Raw genomic sequence first — 21134 nt, 5'->3', positions numbered from 1 at the left:
TTAGGCCTTATTTGACGTGGGCATATGCAAGGACAAATGCACCACATAGTGCTTTAGTTGAGCTAAGACATATGCCCTGCGAGCTTATCAGTTGGCGGGAGTCCTTGCCAGGCTCCAGACATCAATCCGCGTAACATCAGTGGCGCTTAATGTTTCAACCAGTGCACTGATGGTTGCTCCTGTCGTAATCACATCATCAACAATGGCAACATGTGGTGGCACATGGTTAATTCTTTTAAAAGCATTCTGTAAATTTTTTTGGCGCTGTCTGGCATTAAGACCTTCTTGAGGTTTGGTGTCTATTACACGTTTACAGCTTTGGTAATTTACTGGGATATTCAGATATTTACTTAATTGTTTACTAATGATTTCAGCTTGATTAAATCCCCGGCTGGCAAGCCGTTTAGGGAACATTGGTACAGGAATTAATTGTTCAGGTAAGGAGTCACCCTGATAGAGTTGTCTTATTTTAAATGCCAGCAAATGGCTAAGTGTCTCTCCTATACCAAGTTGTTGATGATATTTAAACTGAACAATGAGTTTATCCACAGGAAACTGGTAGCTAAACCCACAAACTGTCCGGCTGATGGGAGAAGGCTTTGCTAAGCATTGACCACAGCGATGCACATCAAGAGAAGGCACTGGTAGCCCACAGCTATGACAGGCTAACTTAAAGGCTGGCAAGTTTTTTTGGCAAGACACACATATACGACAGTCAAATGTGGTAGATATACCACATAACAAGCAAGGAATAGGTATAAATTGATTAATAAGTGATCGAATGTAAACCTTCATAATTCAATTTGGTTGACAGGTGGCGGTACCAATTTACCATTCACAGCAAAAGCAATGGACCACAATGAGCATTAATGAGGACTAATTCACTCATTGTAATGGCCTGAACCCTTAAACCTTTTTAGCCGTGAAGACCTGACCGGATTGATTATGACTCTGACAGATAGCAAAGATACTCGACATGACTGGACTTACGATGAAGTAAAAGCACTTTTCGAACAACCCTTTAATGACTTGCTATTTACCGCGCAAACCATTCACCGCAACTACTTCAACCCGAATCAGGTTCAAACGAGCACGTTACTTTCTATCAAAACGGGTACTTGTCCTGAAGACTGTAAATATTGCCCACAAAGCGGCCACTACAATACTGGCTTAGAAAAGCAGAAGCTTATGGAAGTAGAGGCCGTGCTGGCAAAAGCAAAAGACGCTAAAACTACAGGAGCAACCCGTTTTTGTATGGGAGCAGCTTGGAAGCATCCCAGTAAAAAAGACATGCCCTATGTATTAGAAATGGTTAAAGGGGTAAAAGCGCTTGGCCTGGAAACCTGTATGACCCTTGGCATGTTGGATAATGAGCAAGCTGCATCGTTAGCGGAGGCTGGCTTAGACTATTACAACCATAACTTGGATACTTCTCCAGAGTTTTACGGAAGCATTATTACAACTCGTACCTATCAGGATCGACTTAATACATTAGCCCATGTGCGAGATGCAGGGATTAAGGTGTGTTCAGGTGGCATTATTGGTATGGGAGAAGGTGAAAAGGATCGGCTAGGGCTATTAATTCAGTTGGCGAACATGCCTCAACAACCAGAAAGTGTACCGATTAATATGCTTGTCAAAGTGGATGGCACACCTCTGGACAATGTAGATGATGTTGACCCTATTGAGTTTATTAGAATCATTGCGCTGGCCCGGATCATGATGCCGAAGTCTTATGTACGCCTCTCTGCTGGGCGGGAAAATATGTCTAAAGAAATGCAGGCGTTAGCTTTTTTTGCAGGTGCGAACTCAATTTTTTATGGGGAGTGCTTACTGACAACCCCTAATCCAGAAAAAAACAAGGACTTACAACTCTTTAAGTCTCTTGGAATTTCTCCAGAGCAGCATATTGGTCAGTCTGATACAGCACAGGTACAGCAACTCCAGCAGGCAATTGAGCAGCAACAGGACCAGGCACTGTTTTACGATGCGACAGCAACCCCATGAAGCTAGATGATGTTTTACGACACCGCCTTTTAGAGCGTGAGCGTCAGCATTTATTACGCTATCGACAGCAGATGTGCGGTCCACAGAGTCCTGAAGTGATTAACCAGCAACAGGCAATGATTAATTTCTGTAGTAATGATTATCTTGGACTAGCCAATCATCCTGCAGTCATTCGTTCATTTCAGCAAGCCTCTCGCAACCATGGTGTCGGCAGTGGTGCATCCCATTTAGTCTGTGGGCATCATGAGCTTCATAACCAGTTAGAAGAAGCGCTTGCAGCATTCACTGGGTATGAAAAGGTACTACTGTTTTCATCCGGTTATATGGCTAATCTTGGCGTGATTAATGCTTTAACCACAAAAGGTGATTACATTTTGCAGGATAAGCTGAATCATGCATCGCTAATTGATGGTGGCTTAATCAGTCAGGCTCAGTTTCGACGCTACACTCATGCCGATATCGGACAGCTGGAAAAGCGACTGCAAAACTGTTCTCTAGAGCAACACAAGTTGGTTGTGACTGATGGCGTATTTAGCATGGATGGCGATATAGCCCCACTACCTGAATTAGTGGATTCGGTTACAAAGCATGATGCCTGGTTAATGGTTGACGATGCTCACGGTTTTGGTGTTTTAGGGGCGACGGGTAAGGGAATAATTCAGCACTTTGGCTTGAGTCCTGAGCAAGTGCCCATATTAGTAGGGACACTCGGTAAAGCTTTTGGTACTTACGGTGCTTTTGTTGCGGGTTCAAAAATGTTGATTGAAGCACTGATTCAATTTGCACGGACCTACATCTATACCACAGCCTTACCTGCAGCGTTAGCGGCAGCATCGTTAACCAGTTTGAGACTAATACAAGAAGAAAGCTGGCGCAGAAGTCATTTACAGCAGTTAATCACGTTCTTCCGCCATGAAGTAAGCCTACAAGGTTGGCAGCTGCTGCCATCGTGTACTCCCATACAACCTGTATTGGTGGGTGATGCTGATCGATGTGTTCAGATAAGTCATCAGTTACAGAAGCGAGGGTTTTGGGTCACAGCAATCCGTTCACCCACAGTCCCTCAAGGAACGGCTAGGTTACGAATAACCTTTTCTGCGGAGCATACAATGGAACAGGTGGAACAGCTTATTGATGCGTTAGCAAACATAAAAGGCTTGCAGGAACCTTTATGACTAAACTGAATGCCTCTCCAGTTGTGTTATTGGGAGGTTGGGGGATGCCCCAACGTGTATTGAACCCACTGGCTGAAGTCTTGACTGATGTGGGTTACTCCGTTAGCTGCCATAGTTTGTCTGGCTTAGAGAGTGATTTTGCAGGTGCTTGGAACTGGTCAACATTACAAAGTCATCTTGTAGATCTTCTGCCAGAGCAGCCTTGTACCCTTATTGGCTGGTCCTTTGGGGGAGCATTGGCTAGTGGTTTAGCCGCAAAATATCCAGATCGAGTTTCACACCTAATAACGCTTGCCAGCAATCCTTGCTTTGTGGCAAGAGCTGACTGGCCTGGTATGGACCCAGAAGTCTTTGGCATGTTTCTAGAGGGTATAGAAGAAGATTTTTCAGCAACTTTTCAGCGCTTCCTGCGTCTTAATTGTTTGGGTAGTGATCAGCTACGTGCATTACTGCGTGGTTTAACCGCTCAAGCCAAAGGTAAACCAGACAAACATGAAATCTATATACGTTCTTTACGGCTCCTGGGGGACTCTGATGCCAGAAGTTTTTTGCAAGAAATAGCTTGTTCTGCACTGCATATATTTGCAAAGCGTGATGCATTGGTTCCCAGTCGAGTAAGTAGTCATGTCCAAGATAGATTTCCTCATCATCAGGTTGAAGCACTCGATGGTTGCCACCTTATTTTTTGGGACCAACCCGATTATGTTGCTTCATTGATTCACGCCTTTTTAGACCCCCAGCAACCATAACCTAAGCTTAGTGGTATTTGAGTGATTCTTGTTGATAAAGAGAAAGTAGCCCGTTCCTTTAGTCGTGCAGCTCAGCAATATGATAGCGTTGCTAAGTTGCAGCGACTGGTTGGTAATCGGTTGATGTCGTTTCTTCCTAGCCACGTGGAGCCAAGGGTAATACTGGATTTGGGATGTGGCACAGGCTATTTCACCACAAAGCTTGCCCGTGTTTATGAAACTAGCCAGTTACTGGCTTGTGATATCGCGATGGGGATGTTGCAGTTTGCTCGTCAGCGTTATCAAAAGTTAGGTGCAACCTGGCTAAGTGGTGATGCTGAACAGCTTCCTATTCGTAGTCAGTCAGTGGATTTGGTTTTTTCCAGCTTGGCGATCCAGTGGTGTAGTAGCCCCGCAGCAGTATTTAGTGAGATAAGCAGAGTACTGAGACCAGGAGGGTATTTTGTATTTACAACGTTAGGAGCCGGCACACTGAATGAGCTAAGAGATGCTTGGTCACAGGTAGATAGCTATAACCATGTGAATCACTATCCTGGTATGTTAGCCCATGAAAAAGCCATTCAACAAAGTGGTTTAGAGCAGTTAATGCTTGAGCGTCAGCCTTGTACCATGCATTACCAAGAGTTATCTCAGTTAACCCGAGAGCTAAAAAGCCTGGGAGCCAATACCGTTTTGGAAGCTCCTTCAAGTGGTTTGACGACGTTCAGACGTTTACGACGCTTGCGACAAGCGTATGAGCGGTATCGTGATGATGATGGGAATTTGCCAGCCACTTACCAGGTTATTTATGGGGTTCTCAAGAAAAAGTAGTTTTAATACTGGGTAGTTATGTCCATTTTTTTTATTACTGGTACAGACACTGAAGTAGGTAAGACATTCATAAGCTGTGCTTTGCTTGAACGGGCACGCCTTGATGGTCTCTCTACTAAGGCGATCAAGCCTATTGCTGCAGGTTGCCAACTGACAGAAAACCGCTGGCAAAATGAGGATGCTATTTTATTAAAACAGTTTATGACAGAGGCTTGTCATTATGCTGAGGTTAATCCCATTGCTCTTCAGTCAGCGATTGCACCTCACATTGCTGCTTTAGAGGAAAAGACTTCCTTAACAGCTGCGCTAGTTGCTAATCACTGTCAGCACTTAATCAACAACTCTTCTTTAGATCTTACGCTTATTGAAGGAGCTGGTGGGTGGCGAGTGCCGCTTAATAATGAGGAAACGCTGGCCGATGCAGTGAAGCACCTGGAGGTTCAAGTCATACTGGTGGTGGGTATGAAGCTTGGTTGTTTAAATCATGCACTATTGACAGCAGAAGCCATTCAGTCAGATGGTTTAAGGTTAGCAGGCTGGGTGGCCAATACCATTGACCCCGAAATGTCTCGCTTTCAGGAAAATGTCGACACCTTAAAGACATTACTCAAGGCACCTTGCTTGGGTGTTGTTCCTCACTTAAGTGGTTCAGAAACGTTAATAGCCACTGGCTCTGCTTATGAAGTGCCCAGTTATTTATCAAGATGTGCTGCACGTTACCTGTCACTGGAAGCGCTTATTTGAGCTGGCTTTAATGATGAACAAGCTGACTGGTGCTATCAATCCTATTAGTCATGTCTGATTAGTTTTTATGCAGAATCAGTTTTTTGAATGTGAAGTGTATCATGTTTCAATAGGGTTGTAGCTGTATCCAAGTGGTATTGCGCTTTATGAGTGGGCATTTCGAAAACTTATATAAGGTAAAAGGGCAGTACAATGGAGGTTAATAACTCACTACTTTATACAGGCCTCTCGGGAATGAACCGAGGACGGGCAACGGTAGCTGAAGCTGCACAGGATATTGCTTCAGGTACGGCTGTTAGTGAAGGTAGTGGTGATCTAGCAACATCCATAGTTGAGCTTAAAGAAGGCCAGCATTTATTTGAAGCCTCAGCGAAAGTCGTTAATGTCGCGGATGAAATGCTAGGAACACTGCTTGATATAACGGCCTGAGCTTTTACTCATTGCTGATTAGTCAGGGAGTTTAAGCATGCAGGTTAATAATAGCTTTTCGATAAACAATGTTATTCCGCCTGTTGTTGCACCTGTAAAGACTGCGGAAAGTATCGAAAAGGAAAGAGTACAAACTTCCACTTTCATGCCTGTAGAAGAGCTCAGTTCTACAGCCCCCCGAGCTGCGACTCAAAATCAGCCTAATGTCGCTGAGCAGCAGTCTCTAGACAGAGACCAAGCACTTCAAGCTAGAAATCTGCAAGTCAATCAAGATCAACAGCAAGACCAGTCAAACGCACAGGATAATGCTCAACAGCAGCAAGAAGAGCAAGAGATACAGCAGTTAGCTCAGCGTGACCGAGAGGTTAAAGCCCATGAGCAGACTCATCAAGCGGTAGGAGGGCAGTTTGCCGGTGCAGCGCAGTTTCAGTTTATTCGAGGACCAAATGGTGTTCCATATGCTGTTTCTGGCGAAGTATCGATTGACTTATCCCCTGTACCTGGGAGTCCTGAAGCAACTATTGCTAAGGCTCAACAAATCCGTCGTGCTGCTTTAGCGCCTGCTGAGCCTTCAGCCCAGGATAGAATTGTAGCCGCCAAAGCTTCACAACTTGAGTTGCAAGCCAGAAGAGAGCTGGTTACTCAGCAAGATGAACAGCTTACTGCTAACCAAGCGCAGGTAAATACGCAGTCTGCAATTGCAAGTAGGGAAGAGGACACAGGTGAAGAAAACAATAATGATGAAGAGAGCAGGGTACAACTTGCAGAAAGGAATCGGCGTAACTTATCAGTGTATGAGCAGTTTATTGAGCTTGGTTTAATCAAGGATCAAGTGGACAGGGGAATTGACTTGTCTACCTGATAAATATTTTAATTTCCCACCATTTTTCTCCTCCACGAGCAATCAAGTTTACGATTTTAGATTTAGATAAGTTTTTTCTAAACTAACTTGGTGCTATGACATTTCATTCGAACGACAGTTTGAAAAAATGACTAAAATGATGGTTAGCGTATCTGGAAATACACATGGCTTTAACTTGACAAGTTAAACTTACCAACGTATGTTTCAAACAACTGTTTTATTATTTTTATGCTCAAATAACAACCAGTTAGAATCCTCCTGAAGAGCTATACATACATAATGTTGCAACAAACCAGGATAGACAAAAGCAACACACAAATTTGTAAAAACAAATAAAAACAAGAAGTAAACCAGAGTGAGGGGTTAGCACTATGCCAGAATTTAAAGCACCTTTACGTGATATTCGTTTTGTTAGAGATGAAGTGTTGGGTTATCCAGAGCACTACGCAACGATGCCTGGGTGTGAAGACGCAACACCTGATATGGTTAATGCGATTTTGGAGGAGGGAGCAAAGTTTTGTGAGCAAGTGCTAGCGCCATTAAATCTCTCAGGGGATGAAGAAGGTTGCAAGTGGAGTGCTGAGGGTGTAACAACGCCTTCAGGCTTCAAAGAAGCCTATAAACAATATGTAGAAGGTGGCTGGCCATCACTGGCCCATGAGCCTGAGTATGGTGGCCAGGGTTTACCTGAGTCTTTGGGCTTGGTGCTTAGTGAGATGGTTGGTGAAGCAAACTGGTCATGGGGTATGTATCCTGGCCTAAGCCATGGTGCAATGAATACGCTGTCTGCTCATGGCACAGAAGACCAAAAGCAAGTTTATTTGACCAAGCTGATTTCAGGTGAGTGGACTGGCACGATGTGCCTGACTGAGCCTCACTGTGGTTCAGACTTGGGCCTGCTGCGTTGTAAAGCTGACCCTAATGCTGATGGTTCATATCGTATTTCAGGTACCAAAATCTTTATTTCAGCGGGTGAGCATGACTTGGCTGATAATATTGTCCACATCGTACTTGCACGTTTGCCGGATGCCCCTGCTGGCACCAAAGGTATTTCTTTATTTATTGTGCCTAAGAGGCTGCCTAATGAGCAGGGTGAGCCAGGGGAGCGTAATGCAGTTCACTGTGGTTCCCTTGAACATAAAATGGGCATTCATGGTAACTCAACATGTGTTATGAACTTTGATGAGGCTACAGGTTATCTAATTGGTCCAGCGAATAAAGGCTTAAACTGTATGTTTACCTTTATGAATACAGCGCGCTTGGGTACGGGGCTGCAAGGTTTGGCACATACCGAAGTGGCCTTTCAGGGCGCTTTAACCTATGCCAAAGACCGTTTACAGATGCGTTCTTTGTCTGGTCCCAAAGCACCGGATAAACCTGCTGACCCCATTATTGTTCACCCTGATATTCGTCGTATGATTATGACGATCAAATCATTTGGCGAGGGTAATCGAGCGTTAGCCTATTACGCTGCGAAATTAGTCGATGTTGCTAAGCTTTCACCTGATGCCGAAATGAGAAATGAAGCTGAGCAACTGTTGTCTTTTATTACCCCTATAGCAAAAGCCTTTATGACTGAGGTGGGCTTTGAGGCAGCTAACTTAGGCCTGCAGGTTTATGGCGGTCATGGTTATATCCGTGAGTGGGGAATGGAGCAAAATGTTCGGGACTGCCGAATTGCGCTGTTGTATGAAGGAACAACGGGTATTCAAGCACTCGATCTGCTCGGACGTAAAGTGCTTATGACTCAGGGTGAAACACTGAAGCGCTTTACCAAAGTGGTTCATAAATTCTGTCAGGCTAATGCTGATGAAGAAGCTTTGCAGGAGTTTATTGGACCATTGACTGAAATTAACAAAGAGTGGGGAGATATCACCCTGAAGGTGGGTATGGCTGCTATGCAAAACCGGGATGAAGTAGGTGCTGCAGCGGTTGATTACCTGATGTACTCCGGTTATGCCTGCTTGGCTTATTTCTGGGCTGATATGGCAAGAGTAGCCCAGGAAAAGTTAAAAGCGGGAACGACAGAAGAAAGCTTTTATAGCGCTAAAGTAAAAACCGCACGTTTTTACTTTAAACGGATTTTACCTCGTACCCAAATGCATAAAGCAGCGATACTATCAGGTGCTGATAATTTGATGGAAATTGCTGAAGACGAGTTTGGAGTTGAATAATTTAGTGATTTGTGTGCTTTTTACTAAAAGCACACCGCTATGTTCAAAGTGAAGTGTATAAAGATTTTGGTTTGGTAATTTTCATACAGCTCCTTTATCTTGCCCGCGTTTAGCGGGCTTTTTTTATTCTGTTTCATCTAAAATCATGAAGCCTAAAAATGTCGTACTCAACATAATAATGATGACTACAGGTAATAATTGTGTGCAAATAAGCATAAAAAATGTGGTAATGACCCAAATAATATAAACAAGCTGTTTTTTTGTTTCTTGATTTTTAGTGAGCTGATGACAAACTAAGTCATGCTGTAATGATTGGCATTTAAGAAGAGTATTTATACTGTGAATAATAACTAAGAACCATAACTTCATGATATGACTGCTTGGGTTTGATGCTTTAAAGAACAAAAATAATTGATAAGTCTACGTTTTACAAAGAATGACAAGAAATAATAGTAAGCAGGCTTAATCGCTCAGCTTATATATTTGGTAGGTTAAAAACTAAAGTTGAGTCGTTATGGCGGTTATTGAGAATATATTTTCGGGAGCACACGGCACCATTTTTGTTAGACATGGACCATATGCTCCCGATGTAATAATGGGTTAATTAATATTGATCTCTACTGAACGAGTGGCTGGTTTTTCCATTTTAGGTAGATGTAAGTTGAGCATACCTTCGGTAAACTCAGCACGAATAGCACTGGTGTCAGTATCTTCAGGAAGGTGAAAGCTACGGGCAAAACTGCCATAAAAACGCTCTACGCGGTGATGCTTACGATTTTTCTCTTCTGACTCGTACTTTCTTTCCCCTTGGATCGTTAATACGCCTTCTTCGACTGTCACTTTGACATCTTCTTTTTTGATTTCTGGTAGTTCAGCTTTGATAAGGTACTCTTCAGCGGTTTCAATAATATCAACAGCGGGAGACCAGTCATTCACTTTCATTGCTTCCCGCCCCCCTGCTGGTGTTTGTGCAGATTTGCCAGACATGCGCTGATAACGATCAAGCAGTGTTTCGAGCTCGCTAAAGGGATTCCACGGAACCATACTCATGTTTTATTCCTCCATGAAATAACATAACCATCTATTAAGTTGCGTGTTAACAGGACCTAGTAAATCGTACTGTATTAGAAAATTGTTAAAATAATATTGATAAATATCATGCAATATTTTGCTGATAATTGTATGTAACACTACGCGTTAAATCAGAGAGTAATTTGAGCAAGTTATACCCTTCGTGATGGGTATATAATAATACTAATGAGTCATATTGCGACGAATACAATAAAAAAGTTTATAAGGTATTATAGTAATATTAGATATAGCTATTTCAAAGGATGGTTGGAAGCGTGGGAGTAGAGGTCACACTTATTATTATTTGATGCTAAGCATCAATGAAACACTACATAAAATGTATAGTGGTTAACTCCATTTGCGAACTATTTAAGTCGTCGCAGTGGATATGGATATACTAGAAAAACTTAATTTAATTTTTGCTGAGGTGCCATCATGGCTGAATATAATGCACCCTTAACCGATATTCGTTTTTTACTTAATGATGTCTTTAATTGTCAGACTAAGTGGCAATCTTGGCCGGCATTGAAAGAGCAAGTTGATAGTGATATTGCTGAAGCTATTTTGGAAGAAGGCAATAAGATTGCAGGAGGGTTACTGGCACCTCTAAACCAATCAGGTGATAGCCAAGGTGTCGTTTGGCAAGAAGGTAAGGTTAAAACGCCACAAGGTTTCAAAGAGGCTTACCAAACGATTGCTGAGGGTGGATGGCTAGGTATTACAGGTAATCCCGAATTTGGCGGGATGGGAATGCCAAAAATGCTGTCTGTTCACTTTGAAGAAATGCTTTATGGGGCAAATAACTCACTGGCTTTATATTTAGTGTTAACAGTAGGGGCCTGTTTAGCCGTAGACTCACATGCTGATAATAAACTAAAACAACAGTTTTTACCTAAGATGTATTCTGGTGAGTGGGCAGGCTCCATGTGTTTAACTGAAGCACATGCAGGTTCTGACTTAGGTATTATTCGAACTAAAGCTGAGCCTAATAGTGATGGTACATATTCGATTACGGGGACAAAAATATTTATTACTGGTGGAGAACACGATCTTACTGACAACATTATCCACTTAGTTTTAGCAAAATTACCTGATGCTCCTGCAGGTTCTAGAGGGATATCGCTGTTTATTGTTCCAAAAATATGGGTGAACGAAGATGCCTCTTTAGGTGAGTTTAATCAGGTCAATTGTGGTTCTGTTGAGCATAAAATGGGAATAAAGGGCTCAGCAACGTGTGTACTAAACTTTGATGGTTCACGAGGGTTTCTAGTAGGTGAAGCAAACAAAGGTTTAATGTACATGTTCACCATGATGAACTATGAGCGACTTTCCATTGGTATTCAAGGTATTGGCTGTGCTGAAGCTTCCTATCAAATTGCTGCAAATTATGCCAAAGACCGGTTACAAGCAAGATCACCTACTGGAGTAAAATGCGCTGACAAGTATGCTGATCCCTTATTGGTTCATCCTGATGTACGACGAATGCTACTTAATATGAAAGCTTTAACTGAGGGTGCTCGGATATTTTCCACATATGTAGCACTGCAGTTAGACACAGCTAAATACAGCCAAGATAAAACTGAGCAGAAAAAGGCAAAAGACTTTGTAGCGTTGATGACGCCTGTTGCTAAAGCCTTTTTTAGTGATATGGGCTTAGATGCTTGTGTTTTGGGGCAGCAAGTCCTTGGCGGGCATGGTTATATCTCTGAGTGGGGGCAGGAGCAGCTCGTTCGCGATGTACGCATTGCACAAATTTACGAAGGCACAAATGGTATTCAAGCACTTGATCTCGTAGGGCGTAAAGTCGTTGCTAATGGTGGTCAGTATGTTGCTGAATTTGTAGTAGAAATGCGTGAGTTCATAGAGCAGCAACAGAGTGAAGCTATGCGTGCGTATTTGAAACCACTACAAAATGCCATTGCTACATTGGAAAAAGTGACTGCTTGGGTGATTGATAAATCAAAAAATAATCCAAATGAAGTGGGTGCTGCTTCTGTTGAGTATTTACACTTGTTTGGCTATGTAGCCTATGCATATATGTGGGCAAAAGTTGTTGCGGTAGTAACGCATAAATCTGATAAGGACAATGCTTTTTATGATGCTAAATTGAAAACAGCTCGCTATTACTTTAATAAGTTATTACCACGTATTTATGGACTCGAGCAGTGTATTATGGCTGGCAGTGAAGATTTATTTTCACTTGATGATGAGCAGTTTTAAACTATAACACTCAGCTTAACTGATGATAGCGAAGGGTATACCATCGCTATCATCAAGTTAAAGAATTAATAAGGCCAACAATTCCAATCTAACCATGAGCAACTATTATCTGTCTCTGGTGTAGGTGGCGTTGTTGTATCTTCATCAAGCAATGATTTAGCTTTTTTGACTGCGGCGCCTGCATCAATTATTCCAGTACCACACCCGTATTTTTTACAAAGAGTTGCATTGGCTGAAAATACTTTTGCCGTGTCTTTTAAAATCTGCTTTGTGGTTGTCGGCGTCAACTTAGGGTTAACTGAATACATTAAAGCAGCCAGTCCAGCAACATGGGGAGCAGCCATACTGGTACCTTGATAGAATGCGTAGCCCCCTTCTATGGTGGATAAAATGCCATTGTACGTTTGTTGTTGTACATGGCCATTTTGGATAATACGTGTTTCTCCTCCAGGCGCGGCTACATCAACAGACTGCCCATAATTCGAATAATATGACTTATCACCATTTCGGTTTGTTGCTGCAATAGAAATAACGCCTTTACAGTTCGCTGGTGTGTATTGGCTTGCATCATCAGCACTGTTTCCAGCAGCTACAATGATCGATGTGCCTTGAGCTATAGCATCACTGATAGCGTTCTGATAAGTTCTGCCACAGGCGTGTTTTCCACCTAAACTCATATTAATAACTTGGGCTGGATACTGGTTTTTAGGTGCATCGAGTACGTTTAAACCTGCAGCCCAGCGAATACCATCAGCAATATCTGAGGTATAACCACCACATTTGCCTAATACTCTTATAGGCAAAATATTGGATTTCCACGCTATACCGACAATGCCTTGTTGGTTGTTGCCAGAGGCTGCGATGATCCCCGCAACATGAGTTCCATGCCACGAACTTGGTTGGTCTTTGGCTGGTACTGGATTGCCAAAGCTATCTTGGCCACACTCACCAGCGTTGATGGCATCACCTGTATCGAGTGGGTCGTTATCCCGGCCATTACCATCATTGGCAGTCCAGGCATCAGAAATAAAGTCGTAACCAGGCAAGATTCGCTTGGTATCAATATCAGGGTGTTTAACAAGCCCGGTGTCTATGATGGCGACAGTTGTTTTTGTTGAACCTGCTGTTATGTTCCAAGCATCAGGAAGGTTAATACCCCCTGGCTTCTCATAGTAATTCCACTGCTCACTGTAACGAGCGTCATTAGGCATTTCTTGCTTGGTAAGTATATAGTCAGGTTCCGCATATTCTACAGCGCTATCGTTACTTATCTGTTTGGCTAGGGATTCAACGGTATTGATATCAAGGGTTTCACCTAAGCTATAAACTTGTGCACCATTTGAAGTATACCGTAAAGGCTTTGCCTGAAATGCACTTAACATTGAAAGCGCTGATTCTGATTGAGCTTTGCTGATGGCAGCAGCTGGCGTATTTTTTATTTTTTTGGGTGTTTTAAATTTAATAATTAGGCGGTTAGTAGATGCTGCGATATTAGTTACAACCTTGCTTTGCTCTGCTTTTTCAGAATTTAGAGAGAAGTTGTTAGCCGAAGCTGGGCTAGTAATACTTGCGAGTACTACAATAGAAAGAAGTCCAAGTTGCGGGAAACAGTTTTTTTTTATCATGTTATTGGCACTCCATGCTGGTTTTGTGGCTGAATTTCCTTGGTATGCATTGTTATATGAACTAACTTTCACTTAACTGCTTGGCTGAGTTTTACTGGTAAAACAAGTCGAGCGTAACTTCTTTCATCCAAAAAAAAAATGAATGTGGACTAGTCAAGAGAGTTCATTTTTATTATTAATATACCCTTCATATATGAGTATATATGTTGATCTTGGCTGGTTATTACTTCACAGTACAACGCTTTGCAATATGTATTAAATGTTTGTCAAAAAAGGTTATATGTCAAACTTTAATGACATATAAGAAAGACTAAGTTATGGCGTATAGCAAAGGTATACATCTAGTGCTTTCTTTTGCTATGAGCTGTACATATAAAAAGTATTCTTTTTATCTAGAATGCGCTTTTTAATGCATGGATGCTTCAACAAGAATGGAGGCTTGTGAAAAAGCCTCCATGGGTTCTCATCCTTACCTTTTGAGTAATATTAGTAGTATTTTGCTTTCTTTACTGCTTCACCTGCGTCAATAATCCCTGTACCACAAGTGTCTTCAGTACAAAGGTTATTGCAGCCACGTGTATAACATCCTGGAAAACTACGCGTTGTTGATTTTAAAATTTGCTCAACAGCGCTAGGTGATAGATCAGGATTAACTGCATAAAGTAGAGCTGCAGTACCTGCTACATGTGGTGCAGCCATGCTGGTACCTTGATAGTAATCGTAATTGTCTTCTCCGGGTGCTGAGGAGCCGGCATTGAGTGTGGATAATATGCCACCTGTTTTATAGAACCAAGATGTTTCACCGCCAGGTGCCGCAACATCAACGACAGTTCCGTAGTTGGAATAATTTGCACGGAAGCCTTTTTTGTTAGTGGCTGCCACAGTAATAACACCACTACAACTGGCAGGCGTGTAGTCTTTGGCATTGTCATCACTGTTACCTGCAGCAACTACAATAGAAGCTCCTCTGTCGCGTATTGCTTGGATAGCATTTTGATAGGTCCGGCTACAGCTTGAATAACCACCAAGACTTAAGTTAATAACTTGCGCTGGGTGAGTATTACGAGGAGCATCATCAACATCAATTCCTGCTGCCCACATCATGCCATCTGTAATATCAGAGGTATATCCACCACACTTACCCAAGACTCTAATAGGCAGTACTTTAGCATTCCAGGCAACACCAGAAACGCCTACGGAGTTATTACCCACCGCAGCAATTGTTCCGGCTACATGCGTTCCATGCCATGAACTGCTTTGGTCTTGAGAAGGGTAAGGGTTGCCGTAACCATCAGTACCACACTCACCGGCTTTAATTGCATCTCCAGTATCGTAGGCATTGTCGTCACGACCATCGTCATCGTTTGCAGCCCAGGCATCAGAGATAAAGTCATAGCCAGGTAGGAGATTGTTTTTTAAATCCTGATGTGGACGAACCCCAGTATCAACAACGGCTACAACAACAGACTCTCCAGAAGGCATTTTACCTGTAGTAAGGTCCCATGCTGCTTCCGCATTTATGCCACCTTTGGTGTCAAAATAAGCCCATTGCTGGTTGTACATTGGATCATCTGGAGTATTTAATGCCGTCATTATATAGTCGGGTTCTGCATACTCAACATCACTTGTTGTATGAGAAATTTGTTCTGCAATTTCACTCACTTTGGATACATCGACAAGCTCGCCCAAATTATATACTTGTGCACCCGATGCAGTTTTATGCAGTGGTTTGAAGCCCATTCTTAGCATTTGAGCATGTGCACTGTTAGCGTTATCACTGCTTACTGAGGCTGACTGGCTTTTTTTAAATTTAATGATGAGACGGTCAGTTTTTTGGGTAATTGAGTTGTTAGCTACTGCATAAGTGTTAGTTAGGCTGAAAGCAATTGTTGCTGCAGAAAAAAGACTTAACAGTCTCGTCGATGGCATGGTCACACTCCCTGTTTAAGGATTTTTAGCTAAATAATAGTTCTTATTTAAGTTTGTTTTGTGGATAGCTTAGGTGATTAGCGCAGAGCAAATAAAAGCATTGGATGCTCTAAACCCTTCTTTTTGAGTATACATCACCAGAAATATACTTGTTTAATACTGCTAGTTACTGAGTTAAACGAAACTAAAAAAGACTCTTAGTGTTTTATATGCACTGGCTACACCAGTCTCTTTTAACTTTTATTCTTATTACAGCTTGTTATGTGTTTAATGATATAAGACGTTTCCATCTGCTAGGATTGAAGCTAGCTGTTTGTCCGTTTTTTTATTTCACACTAAAAATATATTATATTTTTGCTTTGTATGGCAATACAAAATTGTTAAATGCATAACTCTTGCCATAAGTATGTGCTAAAAAAGTCTTTAAAAACAATAGGATATTTTTTTGTAAGAAAACGCCTATTAAAAAAATAGCAATTTGTTGGTGCATTGTGCGCTAATTTGCAGCATTTAGTCCTGTTGTTAATTGAGTCTAGATGCCATTAAAAATAAAGAAGTACGCTTGTAGGTTAATTTGGTGGCCAGTTTTAGTTAATTGTAACAAAGTAAAAAAATGTAATTGGCTAAAAATATAAGTTTGTTTTCTGACTTTTATGTTGGAAAGTGACCTTTAATACTTGGAGTTGTGGTTTATAAAACCGGAAAGTTTTAGTGGGAGAGACTTAAGAGTTTGATTAAGATCGTAGAGATAAAATCATAGTGTCCATTTGTGAAATGGAATTCTGTTACAAATAGTTTATATTTTTTATGTCTTCTTCATTATTTCTATTTGAGTATCCGGTGTAATGAGAATATTGCGAAATCAATATGCATTGATACATGTTGTTACTTGTTGGTAAATAGTTTGGTAATGACTGAACAGAAGCATATTGACTAATGAAGAACATTATTTCCTCAGTAAAAGGTGTGGTTTGTTTTCATTTTACCCTTCGCTGAGAGTATATAACCATAAATAAAATAATAACAAGTATGCTAAGGACAGACAAAATACAATGAAAATAAGAATTATAAATATTGCATTGCTCATTCTGCTTTATGTGTCTTCATCGTCACTTTCTGCAAAATATGCTGTAGGTGTAGGAAAAGCTGATATTACAGGACCAGCAGCTGAAGTATTATTTATGGGTTATGCTGACTTGGATCAAGTGGCCGAAGGAATTAAAACCAGGTTGTGGGCACGAGCATTTATTGTCAAAGATCAAGTTACAAATGATAGCGTGGTTTATGTTGTTACTGATACAGGAATGGCTTTTCAAGCTATCAAACAAGCTGTTGTTACTCGCCTAAATAAAGTATTGCCAGGTTATTATCATGATCGTAATGTGGTGATTAGTGCTACGCATACTCACTCAGGTCCAGGAGGATTTTCACATTACGCATTGTATAACATTACGACAAAAGGATTTATTAAACAGAATTTTGACGTAATTGTTAAAGGGATTACCAACGCTATTACTCAAGCACATCAAAACCTTCAGCCGGGTGAATTATTCATAAATGAAGGTCATTTGCAAGGTGCTAATCGTAATCGTTCTTTGCAGGCTTATTTGCAGAACAAAGATGCTGAGCGTTATTCAGCAGAAGATACGCGGATGGTAGTCCTTAGTTTTAAGCAAAAAGGACAGCTGGTTGGTGTGTTAAGTTGGTTTCCATCACATGCCGTTTCTATGCCAAAAGAAAATAAGTTTATAAATTCTGATAATAAAGGCTATGCAGCCTACTTATTTGAAAAGTATGCCAAGGATGTCTGGGGCGTAAATATTGTCTCGGCTTTTGCGCAATCTAATGCCGGTGACATGACACCTAACATTAATTTGGATGGTACTGGACCAGGGAAAAATCCGGAAGAAAGTACGAAACTCATTGGTGAACTTCAGTTTAAAAAAGCACTAGATTTAGTATTACAATCGAACCAAAAACTAACTGGAAGTGTACAATATCGACATCGTTATTTTGATATGAGCAAACAGTGGGTGCGTCGGGAGTTTACTGCAGGAAAAATGGAGCAGACTTGTACTGCCGCATTAGGCTATGCGTTTGCGGCAGGTACCGAGGATGGTCGAGGACTTGATTTTTTTCATGAAGGCCAGTTACAGGAAAATCCTTTTTGGCAGGCAATTGCAGCACTATTAAGCCAACCTACAGCAAAACAAAAAACATGTCATGCGCCAAAACCTATTATATTGGCACAGGGTAATGCTAAGCCCTTTCCCTGGAGTCCTGAAGTGCTTCCTGTCAGCTTGATTCAATTAGGATCATTTGTTGTGGTGGCATTACCTGGTGAATTTACGGTAATGGCAGGTCGGCGTATTTTGCAGACGTTAACAAAATATTACCCTGATACCAGGGTTTCGGTAATGGCAGGCTATAGCAATGCGTACTCGGGGTATGTCACAACATTTGAAGAATATAATGCACAGCACTATGAAGGAGGCTCTACTCATTTTGGACCATGGACTTTAGCTGCGTATCGTCAAGCTGTGAGTGAATTAGCACAAAGTTTACATGATATAAATAAAGTTCAGAATAGCTATAAAGAACCTAAACCGCGTGATTTGAGTAAACATCAAATTAGTTTTGACTTACCTGTCGTCTATGATCAAGCACCTCTCAATAAGAAAATAGGTATGATTGAACGTGATGCACTTAGCCAATATAAAACAAGTGATGAAGTCGTTGTCACATTTTGGTCGGGGCATTTACGAAATGACCTAAGAGTGGGTAAAAGCTACTTATATGTTGAAACTTTTACGCAAGGTGAGTGGAAAACGGTTGCTACAGATAATGACTGGAGCACAAGCTTGCAGTGGAAACGAATTGACCCTATTTGGGGGTCATCAAATGTAATTATTCGTTGGCAAATACCTGAGAATACTTCGCAGGGACTGTATCGTATTCGGCATGTTGGGGCTTATCGGCAGCCCATTACGGGTGATGTAAAACCCTATACTGGGGTCAGTAGGGCATTTTATGTTGGTTTAAAGTGACAGATGCTGCATATCGCTAGTGCTTGATCTATACCCATTCACGAATGATTTCTAGGTTTTGTTATCTTCACTCCTCACCCCAATCACCTATTAATATAGGCTCATGGGGCTTTGTCACTCGATGGCCGTACCTAAAAACCATTCGTATTGGGTTTATATCCTTCGCTATGGGTATATCATATGAACAAACTGCCGTTTATGTGGCAGTTTGCCCATATGAAAATAGGAGCGTAAGTACCCTTATAGGAGCGTAAGTACTCTTAAGAGTATCAAGGAAACTGACTATCAATAATACCGCAAATGGCTTTTGCGAGCTGGCAAAAATCAACATTAGGATTATTTAGCTGCTGTTCCTGCTCTGTTGCTGGAAATAGATTGTTTTGTGGTGCCGTTAGAGTTTGACCTGTACCTGCACAGATTGAGGTCGCAACAATATTACAAATCATACCAGGAAGTCCACGTAGGTCTGGTCCTGTATTATTTGGTGGTAATGGTAACTGTGGCCACTCTGGGCTACTCGGTGGTTGAGGTGTGCTAGGAGGTTGTGGAGAACTCGGTGGCACACTTGGATCATCATTACTATCAATGCCTGGATTATAGATACGGCCAGAGCAGTGTTTATCGCCATCTTTTGTAAGCCAGAAGAAACTACAGTTATTACCGTAGCTGCCACGCCCTGTATGGATTTTATAACCCGAGAGGGATACATCGTTGAGATGTATGTACCGACCTTGTAGTTTCAAACTGAAGTGCTGTTGAGGGCCTGTAGAGTGACCTCCATTACAAAGTGCTTGAGATTTATTACTAGCATAATTAGCAATAGGCTGATTTATTGATACCTGATCACCTGTACGAACTTGAATATTAGACAAGTGATAATAGTGCGTTGACCAACCATTTTGATGGGTTATTTCAAGGGAACACGAAGAATGTACTTTGGCTACACCTGAAGCTGCAGCAGATACCCACTGATTTGAAGTATCACTTCCCCAGTTTCCTCCATTGTTAAAGTCAAGAGAGGATAAAGGACGATTACCACTTCCGGTATTAGTGTGAGCGCCACCTATATGCCAATATTCACCGACTGGAAAAGGAAGTTGAAACATCGAGTCTGGCGGAAGTTGAACATAATTATCTTCAGTTAATGATGTTGTATTGCTACTGAGCTCATTGGGAAATAGTCTATTGTAAGTTTCAATGAAGCGTTGCAAATTAGAGGCGTCGCTCGTCGTTGTAAATTCGCCACTGGCTTCATTTTGTGTGAATAACTGATTAATTGTTTGAGCTTGGTTTAGCTGTAACGTATCAGCTGTTTGGGCATTTAATGATGCTGAAGATTTACTTGGATGGTAATGTAATTTAGCTAACCGTTTCGCAATGATTTCAATCTGTACTTCAAATCCTACTTTCACAGATAGGTTGCCAAAAGGTGATTGCAAATCAGCCTCTGTTGCTGATGAGTTAGTGATAATACCCGATTGTTGCTCCATTAATGCGAGTAAGACTTTTGGGCTAATACTGGTAAATCCACTCCAGTGCGAAATAACCTCGGCATATTGGCTTAGGTGAGGAGCATGCTGAGCTAGATACTGCGCCAAATCGAACTGAGACATTTCCGTTGGAGAGTAGAGCAAGTACTGTATAGGGAAATCTTCAAGCTTACTGGTTTGACCGTTTTCAGCCTGAGCAATACCACTGCCTATTACTGTTGTCGCACCGATAATACTTAATGTAAGTAATGTTTGAGGTATGAGTAGTTTTTTGAGGGGGAGCTGCTTCGATTTTGCTATTTGATTCTGTTCGCAAGACGCATATGGTCTAATGACGTTATTTAAGCGATAAATCTTCATTGTACATCACCTGTACTTAATTCCCTTACACAAATTATTTTTACCCTAAGCTATATGTATACAGTGTGTGTTTAGTTACTTAAAAGCTTGCTAGGGTATAGCTTCGTAAAGTGTGGCGAATAATGTGTAATGGGCACCTATTGATTGATAGTCCTTTTACCAAGGAGAGTTAATAAGTAAATATTTTTTGCTCAAAGAAAAATATTTCCAACATATAATAAGTTGGTACGATATTAATAATTACATGGTGGTGAGATAAAATATGTGAAAATAATCAAACGAATTGATACTAAAACAAAATACATAAGATAAAGTATAAAACTACGAAGTGGTTAGAATTAATTACTGAGACTGTAAAAGATTCTGTGTAACCGCCTACTCTTAATGTTAACAATGTATAAGGATAGGCCATTATGGTGACTCAAAAAGAACTCGAAGCCTT

The 21134-nt window shown here is 41.3% G+C and carries 16 protein-coding genes; 10 read left to right on the top strand and 6 right to left on the bottom strand.

Going from position 1 to position 21134, the window contains the following annotated elements:
* Positions 1 to 87 precede the first annotated feature (87 nt).
* The gene (locus F607_RS0108895; protein WP_038290743.1) at positions 88 to 795 is read right to left on the bottom strand and encodes a ComF family protein; all 708 of its coding nucleotides are present in this window, start codon (positions 793 to 795) and stop codon (positions 88 to 90) included.
* Between the two features lie 150 nt (positions 796 to 945).
* Between F607_RS0108895 and bioB the strand changes: the two genes are divergently transcribed.
* The 8 genes from bioB (at position 946) to F607_RS0108855 (ending at position 8950) form a co-directional block, all read left to right on the top strand.
* The gene (bioB, locus tag F607_RS0108890; protein ID WP_027707811.1) at positions 946 to 2007 is read left to right on the top strand and encodes a biotin synthase BioB; all 1062 of its coding nucleotides are present in this window, start codon (positions 946 to 948) and stop codon (positions 2005 to 2007) included.
* Positions 2004 to 3182, top strand: a complete 1179-nt coding sequence (gene bioF, locus F607_RS0108885; RefSeq protein ID WP_027707810.1) for an 8-amino-7-oxononanoate synthase — start codon at positions 2004 to 2006, stop codon at positions 3180 to 3182. The genes bioB and bioF overlap by 4 nt, the downstream gene beginning before the upstream one ends.
* On the top strand, positions 3179 to 3931 hold the full coding sequence (locus tag F607_RS28850) for an alpha/beta fold hydrolase (RefSeq protein ID WP_051311179.1): 753 nt from the start codon (positions 3179 to 3181) through the stop codon (positions 3929 to 3931). Before bioF ends, F607_RS28850 begins: the two co-directional genes overlap by 4 nt.
* A gap of 21 nt (positions 3932 to 3952) precedes the next feature.
* Positions 3953 to 4741 carry a malonyl-ACP O-methyltransferase BioC gene (bioC, locus tag F607_RS0108875; RefSeq protein ID WP_027707809.1) on the top strand — a complete coding sequence of 263 codons (789 nt, stop codon included), beginning with the start codon at positions 3953 to 3955 and terminating at the stop codon, positions 4739 to 4741.
* A gap of 18 nt (positions 4742 to 4759) precedes the next feature.
* The gene (gene bioD / locus F607_RS28845; protein WP_084611171.1) at positions 4760 to 5485 is read left to right on the top strand and encodes a dethiobiotin synthase; all 726 of its coding nucleotides are present in this window, start codon (positions 4760 to 4762) and stop codon (positions 5483 to 5485) included.
* Between the two features lie 192 nt (positions 5486 to 5677).
* Entirely contained in the window at positions 5678 to 5914 is a 237-nt protein-coding gene (locus tag F607_RS0108865) for a flagellar basal body rod C-terminal domain-containing protein (protein WP_027707808.1), read from the top strand.
* A gap of 37 nt (positions 5915 to 5951) precedes the next feature.
* Entirely contained in the window at positions 5952 to 6776 is an 825-nt protein-coding gene (locus F607_RS32680; protein ID WP_051311177.1) for a putative metalloprotease CJM1_0395 family protein, read from the top strand.
* 371 nt (positions 6777 to 7147) lie between these two features.
* Entirely contained in the window at positions 7148 to 8950 is a 1803-nt protein-coding gene (locus F607_RS0108855) for an acyl-CoA dehydrogenase C-terminal domain-containing protein (RefSeq protein ID WP_027707807.1), read from the top strand.
* Positions 8951 to 9073: 123 nt separating this feature from the next.
* On the opposite strand, the gene F607_RS0108850 is transcribed toward F607_RS0108855, so the two are convergent.
* Positions 9074 to 9319 carry a hypothetical protein gene (locus tag F607_RS0108850; protein WP_027707806.1) on the bottom strand — a complete coding sequence of 82 codons (246 nt, stop codon included), beginning with the start codon at positions 9317 to 9319 and terminating at the stop codon, positions 9074 to 9076.
* Between the two features lie 231 nt (positions 9320 to 9550).
* Positions 9551 to 10000, bottom strand: coding sequence for an Hsp20/alpha crystallin family protein (locus F607_RS0108845; RefSeq protein ID WP_027707805.1), 450 nt, complete (start codon positions 9998 to 10000; stop codon positions 9551 to 9553).
* 456 nt (positions 10001 to 10456) lie between these two features.
* Here F607_RS0108845 and F607_RS0108840 point away from each other — a divergent pair, with 456 nt between their 5' ends.
* Positions 10457 to 12241, top strand: coding sequence for an acyl-CoA dehydrogenase C-terminal domain-containing protein (locus tag F607_RS0108840; protein ID WP_027707804.1), 1785 nt, complete (start codon positions 10457 to 10459; stop codon positions 12239 to 12241).
* 65 nt (positions 12242 to 12306) lie between these two features.
* On the opposite strand, the gene F607_RS28835 is transcribed toward F607_RS0108840, so the two are convergent.
* Together F607_RS28835 and F607_RS28830 are read right to left on the bottom strand one after the other, a co-directional pair.
* A complete protein-coding gene (locus F607_RS28835) occupies positions 12307 to 13866 on the bottom strand; it encodes a S8 family peptidase (RefSeq protein WP_157365410.1) in 1560 nt (519 codons plus the stop codon).
* A 486-nt stretch (positions 13867 to 14352) separates the two neighbouring features.
* Entirely contained in the window at positions 14353 to 15795 is a 1443-nt protein-coding gene (locus tag F607_RS28830) for a S8 family peptidase (RefSeq protein ID WP_038290739.1), read from the bottom strand.
* Between the two features lie 1052 nt (positions 15796 to 16847).
* Here F607_RS28830 and F607_RS0108825 point away from each other — a divergent pair.
* Complete coding sequence (locus tag F607_RS0108825) at positions 16848 to 18842, top strand: neutral/alkaline ceramidase (protein WP_027707803.1); 1995 nt, start codon at positions 16848 to 16850, stop codon at positions 18840 to 18842.
* A 269-nt stretch (positions 18843 to 19111) separates the two neighbouring features.
* Here F607_RS0108825 and F607_RS28825 read toward each other — a convergent pair whose 3' ends face one another.
* Positions 19112 to 20692: a M23 family metallopeptidase gene (locus F607_RS28825; RefSeq protein WP_051311174.1), complete on the bottom strand. Its 1581-nt coding sequence runs from the start codon at positions 20690 to 20692 to the stop codon at positions 19112 to 19114.
* Positions 20693 to 21134 lie beyond the last annotated feature (442 nt).

Origin of the sequence: Zooshikella ganghwensis DSM 15267, assembly GCF_000428585.1 — a bacterium.
Lineage (GTDB): Bacteria > Pseudomonadota > Gammaproteobacteria > Pseudomonadales > Zooshikellaceae > Zooshikella > Zooshikella ganghwensis.
The sequence above is the reverse complement of the archived record's forward strand: the minus strand, read 5'-3'. Positions and strand labels throughout refer to the sequence as shown.